Here is a 25027-nt window from a genome sequence, read left to right on the forward strand (position 1 = left end):
AGAGAATATTGGCCTCATATATAAATCATAATCACTGTTAGTAGCAATCCTGCCAGCGCAAAATATAACCCGTTCTTAAAAGGCTTCGCTTTGGGCAAATACATCCAAAAGGAAGAGACTACAAAAAACAGCAAAGACAGCCCGCAAAATACGTTCAGATAAAATAGCGGATCACCGGCTTTTGCCTTGTGTAAATCATTCATTTTTTCCAGGATTACCGGGAACTCCTTAACGTTATACCGGGCAACTCCACTCTGTTTGTTGTATGAGCCCTGCTCAAAAACTATCAGGTTTCCTTTTGTCTCTTGTGCCTCAAAACCACGAATCCTTAGCATGTCTCCCAATTCATTTTCCGATAGATTGGGTGGGAGCTGCCGCTCTATTTCAGTTTCAACTTTTAGAAAATCCGTATTCCGGAAAATTAAAACCGTCCCGCTAATTGCATATACAGCCATGATGCCTGCCAAAAAGAATCCCAGATAGCGGTGGATGAGGCGTACGTAATATTGAAGTCTGTTCTTTTTTGCCATAATTCTGATACCATTTTATTAATAGGCTTTGGCTAAAGCACCCAAAAGATTGCTTTATCTATAGTATCAGATGTCGTCAGCAGAACGAACTTGCGATAAAATTCCTGGAAACAGAAATTTTGAATCAGTCTGGATAAAAAGAGAATAGGCCTGCTATGAATCAGTGGATTGAGCAGAAGAGACGATACAACTTAATCCTTCACCAACGCCACAATTCGCAGCGGCGCACCGCTCCCGTTTTTGATTTTCATAGGTAAGGCCACCACGTAAGCACCGGTAGCAGGCAACTGGTCGAGGTTGGCTACATTTTCGAAACCGGGGATATTGGCTTCAAATAAAATCTGGTGGGTTTCAAAAAGAGTAGATTGGCCGTAATCGAGGCTTGGGGTATCCAGTCCCACCGCTTTGATGTTGCGGTTTTCCACCAGCCAGCGGGCCGTTTCGGGATGAATGCCGGGAAAGCTGAGTTCGGCCACCCCTTGTTGTCCTCGCGTGGTGGTGCCCAGATATTGTTCGGCATCGGGCCAGTAGGCGCTGAGTCCGGTATAAAAGAGCAACATGGCTCCGTTGGGAATTTCACCATATTCGGCTTCCCAGCTTGTGAGGTCTTTGGGAGTGATTTGGTAGTCACGGTTGGCTTCGGCTTTATCAGAAACATCAACCACTACCGCCTGACCTGTTAATTGATCTACCTCAAGTTCCTCCACGGATTTCTTTCCTTCCGAGAAGTGAATGGGAGCATCCAGATGCGTACCTCCATGCTCGGCCGTACTGAATTTGTAGGATTCGTAATAAAAGCCGGAGTCGGTTTGGCCCACAAATACGGTATCTAGTTTAAAAGTATCAGAAGTCGGCCAGAACAGGGTTTCTTCGGAGTAATCGTGGGTAAGATCAACCCACGTACCTTCCCCTATTTCATATTCCTCCACCGGAGTGCACATGGTAAAAAGTAAAGTCCCGAATAAAAGTAGAATCGCAGTCGTCGTTTTCATTTCATCCCCAGATTTGTTTTGTGATGTTTGCATAAAAAGAAATCCCGGGATGATTGTAAAGGGGAAATGGAGAAGCTCATTCCAAGATCCATTTCACTTAATTACTTTCCAATGCAGAGCGTAGGAACGAGGGGCTTGCCCTTTTTAAGCTAATTAAATAGAAATTTGAATGTGTTCACCCAAAAACTATATTTATTCAACTGAAATGATAGGTATAAGACCATGAGAAAAAATCTCATTAAGGAACTAAAACAACTTACACCGGAAGAGAAACTTACGGTGACGGAAATATTATGGGATAGCTTGAAGGAAGAAGATGTTCCAATAAGTGAGACCCAGCTTAATATAATTCGGGAACGGGAAGAAGAATATAAGGCAGGCAAATCAACACTTTACACTTGGGACGAAGTCAAATCTAACAAAACAGCAAAATGAAGCTTCGATTTACTGAAGCCGCTAAAAAAGATTACCAAGAAGCTAAAAGTTGGTATGAAGAAATTGATCCTGATTTAGGCTCCTATTTTGAAGCAACGATCGATGAAGCTTTAGGCAGGGTGAAAAATAACCCGATGCAGTATCAAGAAATATCTGGTGATACACGCAAAACCGTGATCTTGAAATTCCCCTACAATTTATTCTATTTAATCTCTGATAATACTATTGTAATCACTGCTTTATTACACCACCGGCGAGACCCAGAACAATGGAAGCGATAGCTTCTAATTACGTTCCAACGCAGAGCGTAGGAACGAGACGTTTCATTGATACTGCTATTCTATTCTCGCAGCACAATCTCAGCGTTGAAACGCTTCTCCAGCATCAAAAACTTCAATATTCAACATTCCTTGTTCAATATTCGATGTTCAAAAGAAAAACCCTTACCTTTTAGGGCTTTTAAAAGTGCGCTGGTGCGAATTGAGTTTCGCCAGGCGATTAACTTCCAAAACTATTATCAAAAAGAACCATGGCAAAAGAATTTGATGTATGTGTAATTGGGTCAGGCCCCGGCGGATATGTAGCCGCCATTCGCGCTTCTCAGCTTGGCTTTAAAACCGCAATTGTAGAAAAGAGACATCTTGGCGGCGTTTGTTTGAACATCGGATGTATTCCCACCAAAGCCCTGTTGCGTTCGGCAGAAGTATATGAGTCGATTGAACATGCTTCGGACTACGGAATCAACGTAAAAGATTATTCAGCCGATTTTGAAGGTATTGTAAAACGGAGCCGTGGTGTTGCCAATAAAATGAGCAAGGGCGTTCAGTTCCTCATGAAAGCCAATAAAATTGACGTTTTCATGGGTACGGGTGTATTTAAGTCTAAATCCGAGCTGGCCGTGAATGACGAAGACGGTAAAGAGCAGGACACCATCAAAGCAAAACATTTTATCGTAGCTACCGGTGCCCGTCCGCGACAGCTGCCTAACCTGGAAATTGACGGTGAGAAGATCATCGATTCCGAAAAGGCCATGCAGCTCGAAAAGCAGCCTAAGAAACTGGTGATTGTAGGAGCCGGAGCCATTGGCGTTGAGTTTGCCTATTTCTATAATACTATCGGAACCGAAGTGACTCTTGTGGAACTTCAGGATACCCTGGTACCTGTGGAAGACAAAGACGTGGGTAAAGAGCTTGGCAAAATTTACAAGAAGAAAGGCGTCAACGTGATGACCGGAAGCACGGTTGAAAACGTGAAGAAAAAAGGCAAAGGCGTTGAAGTAACCGTTAAGACCAAAAAAGGCGAAGAGAAAATTGAAGCCGACGTAGTGCTTTCTGCCGTGGGTGTTACTGGTAACATCGAAAACCTCGGCCTGGAAGACATTGGTGTAAAAACTGAGAAAGGCGCTATCGTTGTAGACAAGAAAACTTACAAAACCGACGTAGACGGCATTTATGCCATCGGTGACGTAATCGGCGCTCCCTGGTTAGCTCATAAAGCTTCGCACGAAGCTACGGTACTGGCCGAGCAACTGGCTGGCGAAAACCCACATCCCGTGAATTACAACAACATTCCCGGCTGTACCTATTGCGAGCCTCAGATTGCTTCTGTTGGTCTCACCGAACAGCAAGCCAAAGACGAAGGCTATGACATCAAAGTGGGTAAATTCCCGCTGTCTGCTTCAGGTAAAGCTACTGCGCTTGGCCATGAGGAAGGCTTCGTAAAAGTGGTATTTGATGAGAAATACGGTGAATGGCTCGGATGCCATATGATCGGATTCGGCGTAACAGAAATGATTGCCGAAGCGGTTGTAGCCCGTGATCTCGAAACCACCGGACATGAAATCATCAGTGCAGTGCATCCACACCCAACCCTCTCAGAGGCCGTGATGGAAGCTGTGGCTGAAGCTTACAACGAAGGCGTTCACTTGGGAACTCCCGTTAAGAACAAAAAGAAATAAGATCACAGATTTAGCTGATCATTGGATTGGCTCAGATTGTGACTAACAAAATTTGGCTCCTTCGGGAGCCATTTTTGTCTGGTTTTGGTTTTTTTAATGATTGAAAACCAGCAATGTGACTTGCTCATGCGGAAGTTTGCACAAGTTAAGTTAAGCCAATAAAGCAAGAATAGTCCTCCCTTGAGGGAGGTGCCGACCGAATGGGAGGCGGAGGGTGTTAGCCAAGGGCAATGAGGTTTAACTCAAACACAATTCACCTTGGCACCAACACCTCTCACAATAAATGCGGAGCAACCGCATTTATTTATCTCTCCTCAAGGAGAGACTCCAATTGCCTTAAACTACATTTTAGTGCTTATTCGGTCTGACGGCTTCGAGCCCGTCAGATGGAATCGATATAGTTTAAACACATGCCAAATAAAAACATTGAACTTTACGATTTAGGCCGCGCCTCTTACCAACCGGTATGGGATCTGCAGCATGCGGTGCAGCAGCGGCTCATCGATGAGAAGCGTGCTGAGCAAAAGGGAAATTTCGAAGGTACTCGCCTGGATGATTTCCTCCTTTTTGTGGAACATCCGCATGTGTACACCTTAGGCAAAAGCGGGAAGGAAGAACACATGCTGCGCACCATGATGGAGCTACAGCAACTGGAAGCTGAATTCATCAAGATTGACCGGGGCGGAGACATCACGTATCACGGTCCTGGACAGATTGTGGGTTATCCCATTCTGGATCTGGATCGGCACTTTACCGATGTGCATAAGTACCTGCGTTTTCTGGAAGAAGTGATGATCCGGGTATGTGCCGATTACGGCTTTGAAGCCGGACGCATTGAAGGAGCCACCGGCGTGTGGGTCGATAATGCCAAAATTTGTGCCATGGGCATTCGTTGTTCACGGTGGGTCACCATGCACGGATTCGCGCTCAATGTGAATACCGACTTGAGATATTTTAACAACATCGTACCCTGCGGAATCGACGATAAAGCGGTCATCAGCCTGCAAAAACTGTCTGGTAAAGAAATTGACACCGAAGAGGTTAAAGAACGAATTATTCATCACTTTGAAGATGTTTTCGAAGTCTCCATTTCACACAAAGGTTCCCTGCAAGAAGTGGAGCAAATTATTTCGTAAGTTTTACCTTTGAAAAACTGTCATCGTGAGGAGGCAATAGAATCGAATTCTATATAGAAATTTTTACGACGAAACGATCTCTCCGAACCAGCATTTTGCTTGTTTAGAGAGATTGCCACGGGACTTGCCCTCTGCGTTCGCTTAGTCCCTCGCAATGACAAGTTTGTAAACCACTAAAAAAGCACCATGATCAAAGAACTTCAGGTTGTTGAAAACACCAAAACCAAGAACCGCCGCCCCGACTGGCTGCGCGTAAAACTTCCGTCAGGAGAAAAATTCAAAGAGGTTTCGGAGACCATCCGCGAAAATAATCTGAACACGGTTTGTTCGGAAGCACGCTGCCCCAATATGGGAGAATGCTGGGGCGCCGGAACCGCTACTTTTATGATTTTAGGCGATGTTTGTACACGTTCCTGTGCTTTCTGTGCCGTAAAAACAGGTCGTCCACCACAAGATCTTGATTGGGATGAACCCCAGCGTGTAGCTGATGCAGCTGCCAAAATGAAACTGAAGCACGTGGTGCTCACTTCTGTAAACCGAGATGAGCGCAAAGACGGCGGAGCTCCTATTTTTGCCGAATGCCACAAAGCCCTGCGTGAAGCTATCCCCGGCGTAACTATTGAGTCGTTGATTCCTGATTTCAGAGGAGAATGGGATGCAGCGCTGCAAATCGTTTTTGATACACCTCCTGATGTGTTGAGCCATAACCTGGAAACCGTACCCAGCAAATATCGAAGAGTACGTCCCCAGGCCCGATATGAGCGCTCACTTGAGTTGCTACAACGTACCAAAAATGCAGGCATCCGCACTAAAACCGGAATCATGGTAGGGTTAGGCGAAACCCGCGAAGAAGTCATTGAGTTGATGCAGGATTGCGTAGAACATGGTGTTGAGGTATTAACTATTGGGCAATATATGCAGCCCACCAAGATGCATCACCCGGTATTAGATTGGGTGCATCCGGACCAGTTTGCCGAGTATAAAGAAATTGGCGAGAAGCTGGGTATTGAGCATGTGGAAAGTGGTCCGCTGGTGCGATCATCTTACCATGCCGAACGTCACGTGTAATAGGCAAGCGGTTATTAGTGTAGACGGCTTCTGATGATAAAATCAGTCCTATTAACCAATAACTATTAACTAAGCTCGCATTGTAGTAACTTCAGGTAAATAAATAGATTATGGTTTCACTACTTATTGTACTGTCAATTAGTTACCTGTTAGGTTCCATCCCTTCTTCATTGTGGGTAGGGCAGATTTTTCATCATACCGATATCCGAAAATTTGGAAGCGGCAACCTTGGAACCACCAATGCCTTTCGTATCCTGGGATGGAAATCCGGCATTTCTGTTCTTTTTCTGGATTTTATGAAGGGCTTCGTAGCTTCCTACTGGGTGGCCATGTATGCGTTTGAAATTGGAAGCGGTCCCATAGCTCCTCCCGGCTGGGAAGCTGATGCTTTTTTGATGATTACTTGCGGGCTGTTTGCCGTAATCGGTCACATGTTTCCCATCTTTGCAAATTTCAAAGGCGGTAAAGGGGCTGCCACAGCCTGTGGCATGCTGTATGGTATCGAACCTATTTCTATTGGTATTTCCTCTGCGATATTTGTCGTAGTTGTTCTCACCACCCGCTACGTTTCACTGGCTTCAATTTTGGGTAGTTTTATTTATCCAATTAGTTTACTGATCATGCGTTATGGCCTTGGATACAATGTAGACGGCAGCATTATCATATTTGCTACTTTTATTGCCACCGGTATTATTGTGAAACACCGTTCCAATATTAAACGACTGATGGACGGAAATGAAAACCGTGTGAACATTTACGGAAATAAAGACAAAAAGAAAGAGACCGCTGAGAATATAGCGGAAGCTGAAGTATGAGTAACAAAAATGTGACTATTATCGGAGCAGGCAGTTTTGGTACTGCCCTCGCTATGGTACTGGATCAGGCTGGAAATAATGTACAGATTTGGGCCCGCGAACCCGAAGTTGCACAGGGCATAAATGAAAATCATATCAACCCTTCGTACCTCAGCGATATCAAAATTCCTGAAACCATCAAGGCCTACAATAACCTGGAGCAATGCCTGCAATCTCAGGACATTATCCTCTTTGCCACCCCCTCTCATGCACTCCGTGATGTAGCCAACAAACTAAAACCCTGCCTGGATGGACATGAGATTTTAGTCACCGTCGCCAAAGGTATTGAGAATGACACCTTCAAAACCATGTCTCAGGTGCTGGTTGAAGTAATGGAAGGCACCACCTATGAGGACAATATTGGTGTACTCTACGGTCCCAGCCACGCTGAAGAAGTAGGACTTTTTAAACCTACCACCGTGGTTTCTGCGGCTTATTCTACACGCACGGCGCGTATCATTCAGGAAACATTCTTGACCCCCATGTTTCGCGTGTACATCAACAACGATGTGATTGGGGTTGAAATCGGCGGATCCGTAAAAAACATTATGGCTATTGCCGCCGGCATCGTAGATGGCGCTGAACTGGGGGATAATGCCAAGGCAGCACTCATCACCCGCGGCCTGCACGAAATGAAACGCATGGGCGTAATGTTAGGAGCACACTCGGATACCTTTTCCGGCTTAACCGGAATGGGTGATTTGATTGTAACCTGTACCAGCTCACACAGCCGTAACCGATCAGTTGGTTATCGGATTGGTAAAGGGGAGAAGCTGGACGATATTATTAAAAGTATGAATATGGTAGCCGAAGGGATCAAAACGGCAAAATCAGTGAGAGACTGGTCGGTTAAAAATAAGGTAGAGATGCCCATCACCCACGCGGTATACCGGGTATTATTTGAGGATGTTGATCCAAGCGATGTACTTTATGAATTAATGACCCGCGATCCCAAAGACGAAATTGTTATGTAAATCGGGTTGCGGGTTTCATGTTTCGGGTTGCGAGACATTAACCCGTATCATGAACCCCGTATCTCGCAACCCAAATCCCATTTGCGATGAAAGACGAGTTTGAATTCTACATGCAGTATTCTGACACGGTCGAGGTGTCGTCTATGACCAAGACCGACCTCAAAAACCTGATTCAAACGGGAGAGAGCAGTTTTTTAGAGTTTAAACACAGTGTGGCATCACCCGAAAAAATAGCCCGCGAAATGGCCGCCTTCGCCAACACCAAAGGCGGAACCCTGTTGATAGGGGTAGAAGATAATGGCGAAATGCTGGGCTTAGAAGCCTATCACGAAGAAGAATTCTGGATTAATCAAGCAGCCCGCGATGAGTGCATTCCCGCCATCGAACCGGAAATAGAACTATTGAATGTGGGCGAACGCGACATTCTGATTGTGAAGATTCATGAAGCCGAAACCAAACCCATCTACGTAAAAGGGAAGAACCACCGGCAGGTTTTTGTGCGTCTCAAAGACGAAAGCGTGGTTGCCAGTGACGAACTGGTGGAAGTGCTGAAACAAAATGACTCCGACGAAGGGGTTACCTTCGAATATGGAGAGAAAGAACAGCAACTGTTCCGCTTTTTGAATGAATACGGAGAAATTACCGTTGAGCGCTATTCCCTGTTGGTAAGTTTAACTACCTACAGTGCCGCCAAGATTTTGGTAAACCTGGTAAGCGCCGGCGTCTTAGACCTATTTGAAAAAGATGGCGTTGCCCATTATACATTTTCCCAAAAAACTTCGTAATTTTGACTCGTTCTAAATAAAGGAGCGATACTACTATGAGCGTTCAAGAAGAAAACTTAGACGATGTAATCTCATCCCTGATTGATGTGGATGAGGAAGACGAAACCACATCTGATTCCACCAATCCCTTTGAAAAAGACGAACTGACCGGCGAACCGGTTATTCTTACCGAACGTGCCGCACGGCAGGTTGAGAAAATAAAAGCAGATGAAGGGATGGATGACAACCTTTACCTGCGCGTAGCCGTGGACGGCGGCGGATGTTCGGGCCTCAGCTATAAACTTGGCCTCGACTATCGCACCGACGAGGACAAAGTATATGAAAGCTACGGGGTTGAAATCATTGTAGCGCCCAAACATCTCATGTATGTTGAGGGGATGCAAATCGACTATCCCGACGGCCTTGACGCACGCGGCTTTACCTTCGACAACCCCAACGCCGTAGAAAACTGTGGCTGCGGAACTTCCTTCGCGGTTTAAGCTATTAGCACAACACAAGTAGATTATACTTAACGTCAGCTCGATATAAAACTTGTCATTGCATGGTATTCAGCGACCGTAAGGGAGCAAATACCGTGGCAATCTCCTGGATAATGCCTCTGAGCTTTGTTCTGGAGATCGCTTCGTCGGAAGGAAAAACACAGCTAATTCCAAAAAAGTGGGCTCCTCGCGATGACCAGCCTATTTTTACATCATTCTTATCTAGAAATCATGTTAATTCCCCGTCTCCGGAGAAGAACTCATTCCAAGCTGCTCCCGCATACGTTTCATCCCTTCCGCAGCTTTTAACTTCCAGTCTTCGGTCACATACCTGCGCACCATCAATACAGAACAAGGCGCCCGGTCGGCAATAATATCTGTGATGGTACCAAACAGCACATTACGTATGCCCCACTCATGCGAAGCCCCGATGATAATCAGATCATCTTTATGAGTTTCGAGGTCTTCGAGCATGCCGCCGGTCACATCTTCCGCTTCTTTTACGGTGATTTCCCAACGGTCAAAATTTTCGGTAAGGGGACGTATTCTTTGGCTAAGGGCTTCTTTCTCTTCTTCGGCATCAATACCCGGCTTCACTAACCGTAGCACTCTCAGGTCAGCCTCAACAGCCCGTGCCACGCGAATCCCGATTTCAAGCCCGAGGCGGGCATGCAGTCCGCCACCCCAGGGTACCACTACTGATTTAATTTCATCCAGATTACGATCTTTCAGCACCGCTACATCAGCCTTCAGGTTTTTGATGATACGCTGCACCGGCGAGTTGTAAATCCGGCCCAGGCTGAAGCCACCTTGCCAACCCATGACCATCATATCCGCTTTTCGATTTTCCGTTTCGGACATCAACCCTTTAAAAATATCATGCGAGGCTGCCGTAGCAGAATCGAATGTAGTTGCCAATAGTGATTCGGAATGTACTTCCTGCTGTTTCTCTGCACGGGATGCTTCACTTATGGATTTAATACTTTCCCGAACCGGCTCCTTATCCTCTAAAATTTGCTCTACCGTGGAAACAGGTGTTTGGTAGGGCACCTTCACCATATTCAACCCTGTTACAGAACCACCTTCCTCATCACCGGTAGCAATAAGCTGGGCTATTTTCAGTAAAGCTTTTTCGTGAACCGGGTTCGCCAAGGCCGCCATTACCTTTCTGGGCTCCGAGGCATTTAACGCACGTATAGCCGGAGTCCATTCTTCAAATTCAGATTCATGTTTTTGCGGGGCTGCGACCAACGCTCCGAAACCCTGCTCTTTCCAGTTTTCAGCCAGCTGGGGAAGGGCATGGTCAATTTCTACGCGATTCCGTCCCCACACAAAATACCAGGCCAGGCTAGCGATAATCAGAACCACCACGGCTATTTGGGCAAAAGGACCCGAATACACAATAATGGACAAACAACCCAGGGCAGCAATAATCTGCAACCAAGGCGTGCCTGGCGTTCGATAGGTCGGTTTATACCAATCCGGATTGGCCACCCGGAGCGCTACGCAACCAATATTCAGCGCGGCATAACTGTATAGCTGCAGCACACTGGCTATTTTTGCTAAATCTTCCAGGCTTTCCAGCAAGAGAAAAAACAGGGCTAACACGCCGGTAAGGATGATAGCACGATAGGGTGTCAATAATTTATCATGGATAGCACTGAGCCAGTTCGGCACCATACGGTCGCGCGCCATGGCCAGATTTATGCGGGATGATGCCATAATACTGGCATTGGCTGAAGAAAGCGTAGCCAGCAAACCGGCAATAATAATCGCGACAGCTCCCGGCGATCCCAAAATAGTACGTGCAGCAGTGGTCAATGGATCGCGAACATCAGCAATGGTAGACTGTTCAAACATACCGCCAATTACCAAAACAATAACTACATACAACAAGGTTACTAAAGCAACAGATCCAATAAGTGCCCGGGGCAGGTTCTTAGAGGGATCTTTTATTTCCTCAGCAACCGCTGCAATCTTCACAAACCCAAGAAAAGAAACAAACACCAAGGCCGTAGTGGCAGATATCGAATCAAATCCAAAAGGCATAAATGGATCATAGTTGGCACTATCAATATGGAATACCCCTAAAAAACTGAAAGAACCCAATATCACAAAAAGGACCAAGACCACTATTACTTGTGTTCGGCCTGACTCTTTAGCCCCTACTACATTTAATATGGTAAGCAGTATTCCTCCTATCACCGCACCCCAAAAAGCCGTTATCGGAAGAAACTGAGAGAGGTACTCCCCCAATCCATACAAATAAAAAGCGATGGCAAAAGTAAGACTCAGCCAAATACCCACACCTGAAATAGCTCCCAATGCCGGACCAAGTGAACGGGAAACAAAAAAGTAATCACCCCCGGAAGTCGGCATCCCGGTGGCTAACTCGGCGGCACTTGAAGCGGTTATCATACAAACAACGCCTGCTATCAGGTAAGCAAAAATGGCAGCCGGACCCGACATCTCCAGGGCAACCCCGGCCAGTAAAAAAATACCGGCACCAATCATCGTTCCAGCCCCGATGGTTAAGGCATCCCAAAAACCAAGCTCACGTTTTAAATCCGTCATAGTATGTATTCCCTTTTAGTTCCTATGTAATCTAATACCAATTTTTAGGAAGTAAAATTCACTTTCCACATAATTTATCGGTAAAATCATTACAAGCCTTTCCTTGTTTCTCTGTAAGATAATTGCGACCATCACAATGATATAAAAACAGATGAGGAGATTCACTACATGTCCACCTATAAATTCTATGAGCAGGTAAACAAGAACTTTGACAAGGCCGCCAGGTACACGCGATTTGATAAAGGTATACTGGCCCAGATAAAAATTTGCAATACAGTCTATCATGTCACTTTTCCCGTTCGGCGGGATGACGGCAGCATCGAAGTAATCGAAGGCTGGCGGGTAGAACATAGCCACCATAAATTACCCACCAAAGGCGGTATCCGCTTCAGCCACAAAGTGGATGAAGATGAAACCATGGCATTGGCGGCGCTTATGTCCTACAAATGTGCCATCGTAGATGTACCTTTTGGAGGTGCCAAAGGCGGGGTAAAAATCAGTACGCGAGAGTATTCCGAATCGGAAATTGAGCGCATCACCCGGCGATACACCTATGAATTGATTAAAAAGGGATTTATTGGTCCGGGCGTAGATGTGCCCGCACCCGATTATGGTACCGGAGCTCGTGAAATGGGTTGGATTCTGGATACCTATCGTCAAATGCATGATGACCTGAACGCCGAAGGCTGTGTAACCGGCAAGCCCATTCAGCAGGGTGGCATCCGGGGACGTACCGAAGCTACAGGACGAGGGGTCTATTTTGGCATCCGCGAGGCTTGTGACTCAAAAGAAGACATGAACAAGATCGGACTTGAAACCGGTGTAGAGGGTAAGACTTTTGTTGTTCAGGGACTTGGTAACGTGGGATATCACGCTTCCAAGTATATGACTGAAGCCGGAGCCAAACTGGTTGGTGTAGCTGAGATTGAAGGCTCCATTTATGATGAGAACGGCATCGACCTGGAGAAATTGATGGCTTTTCGCAAAGATACCGGCTCCATCATCGGTTTTGAAAACACCAAGGAACTGAAGAACCGCGATGATGCTCTGATGGCCGAATGCGATATTCTGATTCCTGCTGCCCTGGAAAGCCAGATTACCGGCGACAATGCCGACCGGGTGAAAGCTAAAATTGTGGCAGAGGCTGCCAACGGTCCTACCACTGCCGATGCACACGATATTCTAAAAAAACGTGGTGCCCTCATCATCCCCGATTCCTATCTGAATGCAGGTGGTGTAGTGGTGTCTTATTTCGAATGGCTTAAAAACATCCAGCATGTTCGCTATGGCCGACTGAGCAAACGCTTTGACGAAACCAGTATGAAGAAAATCCTGGGCGTTATTGAGAACCTCTCAGATCGAAGGTTTACCCAGGAAGAACTCGACAACCTGGCCCACGGTGCTGGTGAATACGACCTGGTTGATTCCGGTCTGGAGGAAACCATGATTACCGCTTATCAACAGATTGCCGAAATCCGTAACGAGCACGATCTCGATGATTTACGAACGGCAGCTTTCATCAATGCGATCAACAAAATCGGCATCATGTACGAACAGATGGGTATTTTCCCGTGATTAGGTAGTTTTTACTTTCCTGTAAGGGCGCATTGCCATGTGTCTTTACGCAATGATTATGAGGCAGGCCGTTTGGTCTGCCTTTTTTTGTTTGCCCAATTCAAAGGATCATCTATATTTAGGAGGGAAATATGTTCGGATTTAAATAGGCCTTATAAGAAAAAACGGTATTAAATTTATTTCTTATTGGGATGGTGGGATTGCGATAGTGGCAACCTACCTGGTATTGACCAAATAGAATCTATCCGAAGTTATAAGGTTATATCACTTTTTTACCCTAAGCACGGTTGAATACCAATTGTTTACTTATCACAGTCAAAATCTGTGGAAATCTCTAAATCCCCTTAATCCGTGATTCAAACACCTGCCTAACCTCCGAAAACCATCAATTTCTTTGGCAGGGCTACCAACATGTGCCCCAATAGAGGCCATGATGCTCACAAGTTAGAAAGAAACCCTTCAATCCACCTACACCGCTACCCCTTTTCCTCCATCACAGTATAGATCCATTCCACATAATAGGATATCCGGGAATTGTAGAATTCTTGTCCGCATACCCCATACCGGAATGCTGAAATATCAACTCCATCCCATCTTACGCCGCTGGCAACACCGGCTAAATACCACTCATTTTCTTTTTTAATGAGCAAAGGACTTCCACTATCACCTCGCCCTATCACTGCCCTATCACTCCTTCTGTAGCCAAAGCTTTGTCACCACAGTCGAATGTATATACGAGCCACTTATCTCTGGCTTCCTCTATCTTATTTTGAGCTCGCCTTAATTGTTGCCTGTTCGGCGAGGCTTCGTATTGACCAAGCTCTCCGTTTCCAGTGGCTCCTTTACCAAAAAGAATCCCAACCTGCCCTGCTTCATCCGCTGTTTGAAGAAGCTTTACGGGGCGTATCTCTTCAATGGGGTTCGCTAATTGAATCAGCGCGATATCATACATCGCCTCTTTGGCATTTATGACAGTCCGCGCTTTTTCCGGTGTTTTTTCAAGTGATATCACCCCGTCCATGTTTTCAACTAACTGATCGTATGACGCTTTGAACTCCGAATGAATAATCACCCGGGACACTTTTCGGGGTTTATTGTTAATGATCACTTCCTCAACAAATTCCGATTCCACAGAATGAGCTGCAACTACCACCCAGCGGCTGGTTATAAGTGTGCCATGACCACTTTCGGGTAAATCCACAAGCTGAGGAAAGGCGTCATCAGGAACCAGGTATTCGGAATCATTCACATCGGCCCGAATAATGATAAATATTTCAGCTATGGCATACAGGCACAGAAAGATGCCTGCAAAATGTAATGGGCTACTCAGCAGCCTGTTCTTGATGATTTGCATTTTGTTGATAATAGGTTCTAAATGGCTGCTCCACCTACGCGGATAGATAATGTTGGTTACGGGAAACACGGTATAAAAACAAAATCCGCGTCTATCACGGAATCCCCTTAAGCCGTGGTTCATGAACCATCTTGCCCAACCTCCGAAAAGCATCAATATCTTTTGCACCAACCCGGCGGAGGTTTCTCTTTTTTCTTTCTTTAACCCCGGGCTGCGTCCGGTTAACACCATAATCCCAATTCCACATTTTTTCGGACTTACCTGGGCTACCAACATATGCCCCCTAACGGGGCCTTTCATAATGACCAACATCACACACACAAAAAGAAAATCCGTGCTATCTGTAAATCTACCTCATCCGTGATTCATACATCATTAGCTTTATACCCAGAAAAGAAATCCGTGAAATCCCTCAATCTGCTAAATCTGTGATCGAAGCCACCTACTCCGAAGTCCAATACCCCACCGCTATAAATGACAAAGCCGAAGCCGTAATCCCAAAAACATTAGGATCTAACTCATAAGGAAGATTTTCTGCTCCCACCTTAAGCTGAAGAAACAGGGTGACACTGCCGCCTAACAGCATGGCTGTCATCGCCGCAGCCGGGGTGCTTCTCTTCCAGTACAAGGCACCTATCACCGGGACAAACAATCCGGAAACCATAAAAGCGTAAGAATACAGCATCAAGGTTAGCACGTCATCCATAGAATATGCCACAAGAATAGCCAGCGCTCCTATCACGAAAGTTACAATTTGGGAGGTCTTCAAAAACGAAGCACTCTCGTGATCCATATCATTTAGCTTAGAAAGAAAATCAGTTACGATATTACCGGATGAAGCCATCAGGCAACTATCAGCGGTAGAAAGGATAGCGGAGAAATAAGCGGCCAGCATCACGCCCATAAAACCCACGGGCAGCACGGTACGCAACAACATCGGCAGACCCGTTTCGGGATCAATTTCACTGACACTGGCAGCCCCCAAATAATCAAACATGCCCTGATCGGCGGCAACCCGGGCGAATAATCCCAAAGCCACGCCCATGAACGCCATTACCGGCCACTCAAACAATCCGGCCAGGTACCACGCTCGTTTAGCTGTTTTTTCATCCCGGCAGGCATAAATGCGCTGGTAGAGCGTCATCCCGATATACCAAATAGGGAAAATGGTAACCAGCCAGTACACCACATCCTGCCAGCTGAAATTGGTGAGCGAAAGCATCTCCGGGGAAACGGTGGCTTGTATTGTATCCCAGCCACCTACAGCCGAATACGAGATGGGAATCCCTACAAACACCAAGCCCAGCATCAGAATGGTCCACTGTATGGTATCGGTGTAGATAACGGCTTTTATCCCGCCCAACACAGTGTATACTACCGCCACAATGCCCATGATCAGGATGCCATTATCCAGGCTAAGATTGGCAAAAGTACCATTAGCCAACTTCGCACCGGCCAGAATCTGGGAGCTGGTAAATCCCGCATAGCCAATGGCTGAAATAACAGCTGCCACCAAAGCTACACTGCCCGAGTAGTGATGTTCGAATATCTGGGGAAAGGTGTAGGCATTTTTAAACACGGGGTTGTTCTTCACTTTGGGGATGAGCAGTACAGCTGCCGACCAAGCCCCCAACAACCCCGTAAACAACATCCACGAACCAGAGAGGCCCATGGTAAAACCGAGTCCGCCCAAGCCAATGGAAAAGCCGCCGCCTACATCCGTGGCCACCACCGAAAGACCGATATGCAGACTGTTCATATCGCGCCCACCCACGTAATAATCTTCCCCGCCTTTGTTTTTTCGGTAGAAATAATAGCCAAATCCCAACAGGCCAATGATATAAATGGCAAAAATGGTCAGGTCGATGGGATGCATGGATAAGGATCGTTGAGGTTAGGATGAGTGCGTAAATAGCCTTCAATATCAGCCATTTAACGTGTTTAAGAGCATTTCACCCAATTATAGGGGATATGAGGCGAAGCTTCAATTTTGAAAGGGGCTACCAGCATTTGCCCCATAGCGGCTCTATTACGATTACCCACATAACATCAAAAAGAAAAACCGTGTCATCCAACAATCTGTCGTAATCCGCGATTCAATCACCTAATTGCCCAACCTCCGCAAACCATCAGCTTCTCTGGCTCCCGCCGGGCGGAGGTTCGTCTTTAATTTTATCATCTAACCCCGGGCTGCGTCCGGCTGACAATTAAACCTATTTCAATATCTCTTCGGACTAACCCGGGGCTACCAATATGTGACCCCTAGCGGGGTCTTTCGTGATGACCGGCATCAAAAAAACAGAAAATCCGTGCTATCCTTAAATCCACCTAATCTGTGATTCATACACCATCAGCTTCATACCCAGAAAAATAATCCGTGCAATCCCACAATCTGCTCAATCCGTGATCACACTCTTTTCATTTTGGGCAAGGCCAGATTCCATCGAATAGATACCGTGCGAATCCCAATAATAACCCCGGTAGTCAGCAAATAATTAAGATTATCCGGAAGATCAATTTCAATCCCCAGGTAAAAAACGACCGCGCCGGCCAGGCAAGCGGTGGCATAAATTTCTTTTCGAAAGATAAGTGGCACTTCGCGGCACAACACATCACGGGTGATACCTCCAACCACGGCGGATATCATCCCCATCATGCCGGCCATAAAAGGATTCAACCCGAACGACAACGCCTTTTCCATCCCGATGATGGTAAACAGCGCAATGCCAATGGTATCAAAGAGGAAGAGGGTCTTGCTGTAATTGTTCAGCTTTTTCCCCATCAGGAAAGTAAAGGGCACGGCGGCCAGAATAACTATGGGGTAATTCATATCGGCCATCCAGGTGATAGGATGGCTGTCGAGCAGTAAATCGCGGACGGTTCCTCCGCCAATGGCCGTTACAAATCCCACGACGGAAGCACCGAAAATATCCATATCGGTTCGCGAGGCCATCCGTATACCACTGATGGCGAACACAAAGGTTCCGAAAAGATCAAGCAGGTAGATTACGTCCATTACTGAGTAATAGCTGGGTAGGTTAAAAGAAAATTACAGGCTTAAAGTATTTTTTTAGAGTATTGGAAGCAGGAGCTTTTGCGTTCCCAACGAGGACGTTGGGAACGAGACCTCAACATGACATCAAAAAAGAAAATCTGTGTCGTCCCACCATCCGTTAAATCTGTGATTCAACCACCTAATTGCCCAACCTCCGACAACCATTAGCTTCTCTGGCACCCTCTGGGCGGAGGTTCGCCCTATTCATCTTCTTTATCCCCGGGCTGCGTCCGGTTTACAATTAAACCTATTTCAATGTCTTTTCGGACTTACCCGGGGCTACCAACATGTGACCCCTAACGGGGTTTTTGATAATGACAAACATCAAAAAAAGAAATCCGCGCAATCCCAAAATCCGCTTAACCCGTGATTCAGGGACGGAATTTAATATCGACCTTCTTCGTGGGAGATTGCTCCTTCAAGCGAATCGCCAGTTGCTGCTGCATGTTGCCGGTGGCTTCCATCAGGGCGGTAGCTGCAGGGGATTCACTGTCTTCCAGCACTATCGGTTTACCGGAGTCGCCGCCTTCGCGCAGGGTTTGCTGCAGGGGAACTTCAGCCAGCACGGGCACATTCATTTCTTCTGCAAGATGCGCGGCTCCGCCTTTGCCAAAGATGTAGTATTTCTTATCCGGCATATCGGGTGGAGTGAAATAGGCCATATTTTCTACCATGCCCAGCACAGGCACATTCACTTTTTTGAACATCGCCACGCCTTTGCGGGCGTCATCCAGGGCCACGGTTTGCGGGGTAGAAACGATCACGGCGCCGGTCAGCGGCACGGTTTGCACAATGGTAAGCTGGATATCACCGGTTCCGGGAGGGAGGTCCATAATCAGGTAGTCCAGTTCGCCCCATTCCACATCGGTCATAAACTGCTTGATGGCGCTGGTAGCCATGGGGCCGCGCCATACCATCGCCTGGTCCACATCCACCAAAAAGCCCATTGAAACTAATTTGATGCCATATTTCTCATGCGGCACCAGTTTCTTTTGGGTGGTGATGTTAGGTCGGTCGTGGATATTAAACATGGTGGGGATGCTTGGCCCGTACACATCGGTGTCCATCAATCCCACTTTATGGCCTTTCTTAGCCAGGGTAGCTGCCAGGTTCACCGCTACGGTAGATTTTCCAACCCCGCCCTTGCCGGAGGCTACAGCAATGATGTTCTTCACGCCTGGCAGTATTTCCTGCTCTTGTTGCTGCTGTCCGGGTTTTGACGCTTCCATCTCCCGTTTCTTGGAGAGATTCACTGCCGTCTGTATATCTACAATGGCTTCACTGTCGATAAACTTGTGGATGGCATTCTCACACTTTTTAGTGAGCTTCTGCTCCAGTGCTTCATCCTTCTCGGGAAATTCGAGCGTGAAGGATACGTATTTGTCTTGCACGATCACGTCCTGAACCATGTCCAGAGAAATGAGATCGCGTCTTTCGGTGGGGTGTAAAATCTGGCTGAGTGCGGATTTAACCTGTTCTTTGTTGATAGCCATAACTGCTTTTTAACCTGTGTCTATTGAACGGTCATAATTTTCATGAATTGAGGCCCCAAAGATAAGTATTCTTGAGGAGGGATATGAACACAGATATTGTGGAATTTGGTTTCTTTTTCGAAGACAACAAGTTAAATAGACAGGACTTCTGCCGGTAAAATGCACAAAGAAAGTTTCCCTCGCCTGTTCCGATTAATTTGGGAAAGGAAGATCCATCAGTCAGTGAGTTCCTGACTGATGATGAGGAATCTGAGATCTGTTATGCGAGATAAAATGTTATAAAGGCCATATCAACCAAAGTCGCTAGCCTCCTTTGTAAGAAGGAATACAGCGAAAACACATCCTTACTTGAAATAAGCCACGAACTTGATTGTATAATACCAAACCTATCCCACATTTCTATAAACATTCCCAATAAATACCTATGTTGTGCCGATTTTTGGTGAACAAAGCCTTACCTTTCGCCTTATCGAAAAACAGGAATCTGGGGTAATAGTATCCCAAAATTCATGAACACAGATTTTATCCTTATACATGGCTAAACAAACGCCCTTTTATCACATCCATCAAAAAGCCGGAGCCAAATTGGTTGATTTTGCCGGTTTTGAAATGCCTGTTCAGTACAAGGGCATCAAGGCAGAACACAAAGCTGTTCGCGAAAGCGTAGGTATTTTTGATGTATCGCACATGGGCGAATTCTATATTCACGGCCCAGAAGCCTTGGATTTAATCCAGAAAGTAACGGTGAACGATGCTTCCAAACTTACGGATGGCAAAGCCCAATACACCTGCATGTGTTACGAAGACGGCGGTATTGTGGACGACCTGATTGTGTACAAATTGTATGATGACGCTGGTTACATTGCCGTGGTAAATGCCTCCAACATTAAAAAGGATTTTGACTGGATTACCCAAAATAACAGCTTTGATGCTGAAGTGATCAATCAATCAGACAACACCTGCCTGCTGGCCGTACAAGGCCCCAACTCCATCGACACCCTTCAAAAGCTGACCGACTTGGACCTCAGCGATATCGGGTTTTATTCTTTTAAGATGGGCAGCCTGGCCGGGATTGAAAACATAGTTTTTTCTGCCACCGGATACACCGGGGAAAAAGGATTTGAATTGTATTTCGATAAAAACATAGCCGATCCGGAAGCTATTTGGGGAGCCATCATTGAGGCCGGTGAGGAATTCGGCATTGAGCCCTGTGGCTTAGGCGCCCGCGATACCTTGCGCCTAGAGATGGGCTATGCCTTATACGGCAACGACATCACCAAAAACACCCACCCACTCGAGGCCCGCCTCGGATGGATTACAAAATTTGATAAAGGCGACTTTATTGGGAAAGCCACACTTCAACAAAAGAAAGAAGAAGGGCTGAACCGAAGACTGATAGGCTTTATGGTAGAGGGAAAGCGTAACATTCCCCGCCAGGGCTATGAACTCCAAAATCAGGATGGCGAACCCATTGGTGAAGTCACCAGCGGAACAATGTCCATCACTTTGGGTAAAGGTATAGGAATGGGGTATGTTGATAAATCCTATGCAGATGAAGGCACTGAGATACAGTTGGTGATACGGAACCGAACGGCACCGGCAGTGATTACACGTCCCCCGTTTATCAATCAATAATTTTTTTATTTAGAGAGAACCATGACCGACATACAACACATAGACGTATTTTTTTCATTACAGGCCTTCCAAGAGGAAGAACTACGCGGCAAAACGGCTGTTATCATTGATGTACTCCGCGCTTCTTCTTCCATTGCTACTGCTATTCATAACGGCGCCAAGAAAGTAATTCCCGTAGCCGATATGAGCGATGCCATGAAAATTGCCACCACTATGGATCAAAAAGATTACCTGCTGTGCGGCGAGAAAAACGGCATCAAAATTGACGGCTACCAACTGGGAAATTCTCCTGCCGAATATGGCCCCGATGTAGTTAAGGACAAAACCCTGATATTTAATACCACCAATGGCACCAAGGCTATTAAAAAAGCCTCTCTTGCCAACGAAGTGTTGGTCGGTACGTTCCTCAATCAGCAAAGCATCATCAATGCCTTGCAAGGTCGAGAAGGTGAAGTGGCCCTGATTTGCTCCGGCTGGCGCGGACGGATTTCCATTGAAGATATTTTGTTTGCAGGCTCGATGCTTCACACCATCTGCGAAGGAAATTTACCAGCCGCCGCCAAAGACGGAGCCAAAGTTGCATTTGGTCTTTTCCAAAAATATGGGGATGATATAGAACAGGCGATCCGCGAAAGTGACTATGCCAAGCGACTGGCCGATGTTGTTTCGTCGGAGGATCTTGCCTTTTGTTGTAAAGTAAATGAATTTGATGTGCTTCCCGGTATGCGGGATGGAATTCTTACAAACCTGAATGGCTAAAAAAGACTTAAATACATCCGGTAAAACCTCCGGCTTAGACGCCAACCGCAAAAAAGAAATTATGGGCATTATCGTAATTTCCATTGCGGTGTTGCTGGGGCTTAGTATTCTCTCCTATAATCCAGAAGATTATCAATACGCCCGGAGTATTTCTTTCCTGGATTTATTTAATCCGGATGCAAATTCCCGGCTGGTGCAAAACTGGTTGGGTCCGGTTGGAGCTTATATCTCTCATTATCTGGTACACAGCTTGTTTGGCTACACCAGCATTATATTGGCCCTGATTGTAGGCTACCACGGTTGGCATATCTTTCGGCGGAGAGATATCAGAGAACTGGGCTGGCTAACAGTGTTATCGGTTTGGGGGATGATTTTGCTTTCCACATTCATCGGATGGCTAAATGCCCATGCTTCCTTCCCGGATGATTCTATATGGAGCGGCACGGCAGGAGTAGCCATTGCCCAGGTGTTGTACAATATCACCAACATCGGTTCCATCATTATTCTTTCTGTGTTGATGCTGATTACCCTGCTGATGTTTGTAGACCGTGATCTCCAAAAAACCATCGACAATATGAAACTGTGGATGGAGAACCTGCAGGAAAAACTGGATGAACGCCGGGCCGCCCGACAACTTCGCAAAGAAGAAAAAGCCAAAGAACGCGAAGAACGGATAGCTCAAAAGCGTGCTGAGCAGGAAAAGAAGAAAGAAGAACAAGCCGCTCAGAAGAAACAAAAACAGGAAGAGAAAGAGCTTCAGAAAAAAGAAATTGCCGAAGCTGAAAGCGAAGAAGAACCCGTAAAACCGGCCCCTTCCATTGATGAAATTGTGGAGAAATCGGAAGAACAGGATCGCGAGAAGCGCGAACAAGAGAAAGCCGAAGCAGGTACTCTGGATACCCGGCAGCGTGCCACCCTCGAGAAAGAGGAAGAAATTGACGAGGACGAAGACGACATCGAGGTTTCGGTATATGTAGGCAAAGGCGAGGAGCAGGCCGATGAGAAAGACCTCGACAAGATGAATAAGAAGAAGGCCAAAGAAGTGCCAGTCATCAAGTACAAGTTCCCCAAAGTGGACTTATTGGACCCGCCGCCTGCTGAAGGCAACGAAGTGGACCTGGAAGAGATCAAGGAAAACAAACGCATCATCCTTGATAAACTGAAGCGCCACAAAATTGAGATTGTGGGCATCAATGCTATTGTTGGTCCTACGGTAACGCTGTATGAGCTGGAACCGGCCCCGGACGTTAAAATCTCCAAGATTGAGAGCTATTCCAATGACCTGAAGATGGCTACGGCTTCCAAAGGCTTGCGTATGCTTTCGCCCATTCCAGGCAAGTCAGCCGTAGGTATTGAAGTGCCCAACAGCACGCGCGAAACAGTGTATATCAAGGAGGTCATCAACACCAAGAAGTTCGTTGAAACGGACATGACCCTGCCTGTAGCATTTGGAAAAACCATTGAGAACGAGGTTTTTATGATTGACCTCACCAAGATGCCTCACTTGCTCATCGCCGGGGCTACCGGTTCTGGTAAGTCGGTAGGTATCAATACCATCATCACCTGCCTGCTGTACAAGTGCCATCCCGATAATCTCAAGTTCGTGATGGTAGATCCAAAGAAGATCGAGCTCTCGCTGTATCGCAATATCCAAAATCACTTTTTGGCCATGTTGCCTGATTCAGATGAGCCCATTATCACTGATACTACCAAAGCGCAGGAAACCCTTGAAAGCCTCTGTAAAGAAATGGATGATCGCTACGACCTGCTGAAGATGGCTATGGTCCGCGACATCAAATCGTACAACGAAAAATTTAAAACCGGTGAGCTGGATGAGGAACTCGGTCACCGCCACCTGCCCTACATCGTAGTAATTATTGATGAGCTGGCTGACTTGATGATGACTGCCGGCAAACAAATTGAGGAACCCATTGCACGACTTGCACAGCTGGCCCGGGCTATTGGTATTCACCTGGTGGTAGCCACACAACGTCCGTCGGTGAACGTAATTACGGGGACCATCAAGGCCAACTTCCCCGCCCGCATTGCTTACCAGGTAGCTTCCAAAGTAGACTCCAGAACCATCCTAGATCAGGGCGGCGCCGATCAATTGATTGGAATGGGGGATATGCTTTTCAACAACGGAACTGGCATGGTTCGCATCCAAAATGCCTTTGTATCCACCGAAGAAGTAGAAAAAATTAACACCTTTATCGGCCAGCAAGCCGGCTACAAGGAACCTTTTCACCTGCCCATCATAAAAGATGATACTGGAGACATCCCTGATCCGTTAGAAGACATAGACGAATACTTTGAGGCTGCAGCCAAACTGGTAGTTATTCACCAGCAGGGGTCGGTTTCACTGTTGCAGCGTAAACTAAAAATCGGCTATAACCGCGCCGGACGAATCATAGATCAATTATTTAATGCAGGCATTGTTGGACCATATCAAGGCAGTACCGCTCGCGACGTTCTGGTACAGGACGAAGACGAGCTTCAGGAACTTTTGGACAATTTGGATGAGTATGAAGGATGATAGTGAGAGCTTTCAGCTTTCAGGCCTTAGCTCTCGGCAGGTTAAGGTAGTCTCCAAAACCTGGCCAAAGGTACTACTCTTATTTTTTGGGGTGATGTTGATCTCCACCACCAGTCTGATCGCTCAAACTCCCAACTTCGATCAGCTTAAAGAACGCTTCGAGAGCGGTGAAGTATTTGTAGCCGATTTCAATCATACTTACACCGATTCCTACACCGGCGAAAGCGTGAGCAGCTCCGGCAACATCTGGATTGATAAAAATCGGTACAAGCTTCAGAGCGAAGGCCAAACAGTAGTGGTAGACGGCAAATTCTCTCGCGTATATGACATGAATCGCAACCGCGTAATCATTGACTATTATGAGCCGGAAGACGATGATTTTGCACCATCCCGCATGCTCAGTGGTATTGATTCCACCTATACTGTATCAGAGGAATCTCTCCGTAATCAAACCAAAATTACCCTGGAGAGCACCGACGACTTTGCCGTGTTTGTGCAAGTTGAAATCATGCTGGATCGCCAAAACCGTCCGGTCAAAATCACCGCATGGGATATCTCAGACAACGAAATTGTGACACGGTTTGAAGAAGGAAAGTTTGTGGGTTCGCAGTCTGGCTTGTTTGAGTTGGAATACCCTGCCGATGCAGAAGTGGTTGATATGAGGTATTAGTATATTTGAATAGATTAAATAACGGTTTGATTTTGAAAGCCATGAAAAAATCCGATGTAAAGAAACTATTAGAAAGAGCGAAGAGAATTAGGGAGTCTGCAAGAGGCTCTTTAACCATGAAGGAAATCCAGAAAGCAATCGAAGAAGGACGACCCTAATTAGCAAG

The 25027-nt window shown here is 46.3% G+C and carries 22 protein-coding genes; 14 read left to right on the forward strand and 8 right to left on the reverse strand.

Going from position 1 to position 25027, the window contains the following annotated elements; all coding sequences use genetic code 11:
* Positions 1–14: 14 nt before the first annotated feature.
* Together FN815_RS10085 and FN815_RS10090 are read right to left on the reverse strand one after the other, a co-directional pair.
* A complete protein-coding gene (locus FN815_RS10085; RefSeq protein WP_142454518.1) occupies positions 15–530 on the reverse strand; it encodes a hypothetical protein in 516 nt (171 codons plus the stop codon).
* Between the two features lie 191 nt (positions 531–721).
* Positions 722–1522, reverse strand: a complete 801-nt coding sequence (locus FN815_RS10090) for a cyclase family protein (RefSeq protein ID WP_221930301.1) — start codon at positions 1520–1522, stop codon at positions 722–724.
* A gap of 222 nt (positions 1523–1744) precedes the next feature.
* Between FN815_RS10090 and FN815_RS10095 the strand changes: the two genes are divergently transcribed.
* The 9 genes from FN815_RS10095 to FN815_RS10135 all read left to right on the forward strand — a co-directional run bounded on the left by FN815_RS10095 (position 1745) and on the right by FN815_RS10135 (position 9210).
* Positions 1745–1957, forward strand: a complete 213-nt coding sequence (locus FN815_RS10095) for an addiction module protein (protein ID WP_142454519.1) — start codon at positions 1745–1747, stop codon at positions 1955–1957.
* Positions 1954–2238 (forward strand): type II toxin-antitoxin system RelE/ParE family toxin, encoded by a 285-nt coding sequence (locus FN815_RS10100; protein ID WP_142454520.1) that lies wholly within the window; start codon positions 1954–1956, stop codon positions 2236–2238. The genes FN815_RS10095 and FN815_RS10100 overlap by 4 nt, the downstream gene beginning before the upstream one ends.
* Before the next feature lie 248 nt (positions 2239–2486).
* The gene (gene lpdA / locus FN815_RS10105; RefSeq protein ID WP_142454521.1) at positions 2487–3914 is read left to right on the forward strand and encodes a dihydrolipoyl dehydrogenase; all 1428 of its coding nucleotides are present in this window, start codon (positions 2487–2489) and stop codon (positions 3912–3914) included.
* Positions 3915–4324: 410 nt separating this feature from the next.
* Positions 4325–5050, forward strand: a complete 726-nt coding sequence (lipB, locus tag FN815_RS10110; RefSeq protein WP_142454522.1) for a lipoyl(octanoyl) transferase LipB — start codon at positions 4325–4327, stop codon at positions 5048–5050.
* Positions 5051–5236: 186 nt separating this feature from the next.
* The gene (lipA, locus tag FN815_RS10115; RefSeq protein ID WP_185957256.1) at positions 5237–6118 is read left to right on the forward strand and encodes a lipoyl synthase; all 882 of its coding nucleotides are present in this window, start codon (positions 5237–5239) and stop codon (positions 6116–6118) included.
* A 110-nt stretch (positions 6119–6228) separates the two neighbouring features.
* On the forward strand, positions 6229–6933 hold the full coding sequence (plsY, locus tag FN815_RS10120; protein WP_142454523.1) for a glycerol-3-phosphate 1-O-acyltransferase PlsY: 705 nt from the start codon (positions 6229–6231) through the stop codon (positions 6931–6933).
* Positions 6930–7946, forward strand: coding sequence for an NAD(P)H-dependent glycerol-3-phosphate dehydrogenase (locus FN815_RS10125; RefSeq protein ID WP_142454524.1), 1017 nt, complete (start codon positions 6930–6932; stop codon positions 7944–7946). The genes plsY and FN815_RS10125 overlap by 4 nt, the downstream gene beginning before the upstream one ends.
* 86 nt (positions 7947–8032) lie before the next feature.
* A complete protein-coding gene (locus FN815_RS10130) occupies positions 8033–8731 on the forward strand; it encodes an AlbA family DNA-binding domain-containing protein (protein ID WP_142454525.1) in 699 nt (232 codons plus the stop codon).
* Between the two features lie 35 nt (positions 8732–8766).
* The gene (locus FN815_RS10135) at positions 8767–9210 is read left to right on the forward strand and encodes a HesB/IscA family protein (RefSeq protein WP_142454526.1); all 444 of its coding nucleotides are present in this window, start codon (positions 8767–8769) and stop codon (positions 9208–9210) included.
* 234 nt (positions 9211–9444) lie between these two features.
* Here FN815_RS10135 and FN815_RS10140 read toward each other — a convergent pair whose 3' ends face one another.
* Positions 9445–11784: an amino acid permease gene (locus tag FN815_RS10140; protein WP_142454527.1), complete on the reverse strand. Its 2340-nt coding sequence runs from the start codon at positions 11782–11784 to the stop codon at positions 9445–9447.
* A 168-nt stretch (positions 11785–11952) separates the two neighbouring features.
* Between FN815_RS10140 and FN815_RS10145 the strand changes: the two genes are divergently transcribed.
* Positions 11953–13359, forward strand: a complete 1407-nt coding sequence (locus FN815_RS10145; RefSeq protein ID WP_142454528.1) for a Glu/Leu/Phe/Val family dehydrogenase — start codon at positions 11953–11955, stop codon at positions 13357–13359.
* A gap of 476 nt (positions 13360–13835) precedes the next feature.
* On the opposite strand, the gene FN815_RS18900 is transcribed toward FN815_RS10145, so the two are convergent.
* The 5 genes from FN815_RS18900 to FN815_RS10165 form a co-directional block, all read right to left on the reverse strand.
* Complete coding sequence (locus tag FN815_RS18900; protein ID WP_185957257.1) at positions 13836–14009, reverse strand: hypothetical protein; 174 nt, start codon at positions 14007–14009, stop codon at positions 13836–13838.
* A gap of 26 nt (positions 14010–14035) precedes the next feature.
* Positions 14036–15013 (reverse strand): trypsin-like serine protease, encoded by a 978-nt coding sequence (locus tag FN815_RS10150; RefSeq protein WP_185957258.1) that lies wholly within the window; start codon positions 15011–15013, stop codon positions 14036–14038.
* Between the two features lie 142 nt (positions 15014–15155).
* Positions 15156–16589: a sodium:solute symporter family protein gene (locus FN815_RS10155; RefSeq protein WP_142454530.1), complete on the reverse strand. Its 1434-nt coding sequence runs from the start codon at positions 16587–16589 to the stop codon at positions 15156–15158.
* Positions 16590–17120: 531 nt separating this feature from the next.
* Positions 17121–17729, reverse strand: a complete 609-nt coding sequence (locus FN815_RS10160; RefSeq protein WP_142454531.1) for a trimeric intracellular cation channel family protein — start codon at positions 17727–17729, stop codon at positions 17121–17123.
* A gap of 410 nt (positions 17730–18139) precedes the next feature.
* Complete coding sequence (locus FN815_RS10165) at positions 18140–19261, reverse strand: Mrp/NBP35 family ATP-binding protein (protein ID WP_142454532.1); 1122 nt, start codon at positions 19259–19261, stop codon at positions 18140–18142.
* 534 nt (positions 19262–19795) lie between these two features.
* On the opposite strand from FN815_RS10165, the gene gcvT reads away from it, so the two are divergent.
* Genes gcvT through FN815_RS10185 form a run of 4 tightly spaced genes read left to right on the forward strand, consistent with a single transcriptional unit; the run spans position 19796 to position 24861 of the window.
* On the forward strand, positions 19796–20896 hold the full coding sequence (gene gcvT / locus FN815_RS10170; RefSeq protein ID WP_142454533.1) for a glycine cleavage system aminomethyltransferase GcvT: 1101 nt from the start codon (positions 19796–19798) through the stop codon (positions 20894–20896).
* A gap of 21 nt (positions 20897–20917) precedes the next feature.
* Positions 20918–21655 (forward strand): 2-phosphosulfolactate phosphatase, encoded by a 738-nt coding sequence (locus FN815_RS10175; protein WP_142454534.1) that lies wholly within the window; start codon positions 20918–20920, stop codon positions 21653–21655.
* Positions 21648–24191 carry a DNA translocase FtsK gene (locus FN815_RS10180; RefSeq protein ID WP_142454535.1) on the forward strand — a complete coding sequence of 848 codons (2544 nt, stop codon included), beginning with the start codon at positions 21648–21650 and terminating at the stop codon, positions 24189–24191. Before FN815_RS10175 ends, FN815_RS10180 begins: the two co-directional genes overlap by 8 nt.
* On the forward strand, positions 24181–24861 hold the full coding sequence (locus FN815_RS10185) for a LolA family protein (RefSeq protein WP_246075228.1): 681 nt from the start codon (positions 24181–24183) through the stop codon (positions 24859–24861). The genes FN815_RS10180 and FN815_RS10185 overlap by 11 nt, the downstream gene beginning before the upstream one ends.
* The last annotated feature ends 166 nt before the right edge of the window (positions 24862–25027 follow it).

It is taken from the genome of Gracilimonas mengyeensis (genome assembly GCF_900182705.1).
Classification (GTDB): domain Bacteria; phylum Bacteroidota; class Rhodothermia; order Balneolales; family Balneolaceae; genus Gracilimonas; species Gracilimonas mengyeensis.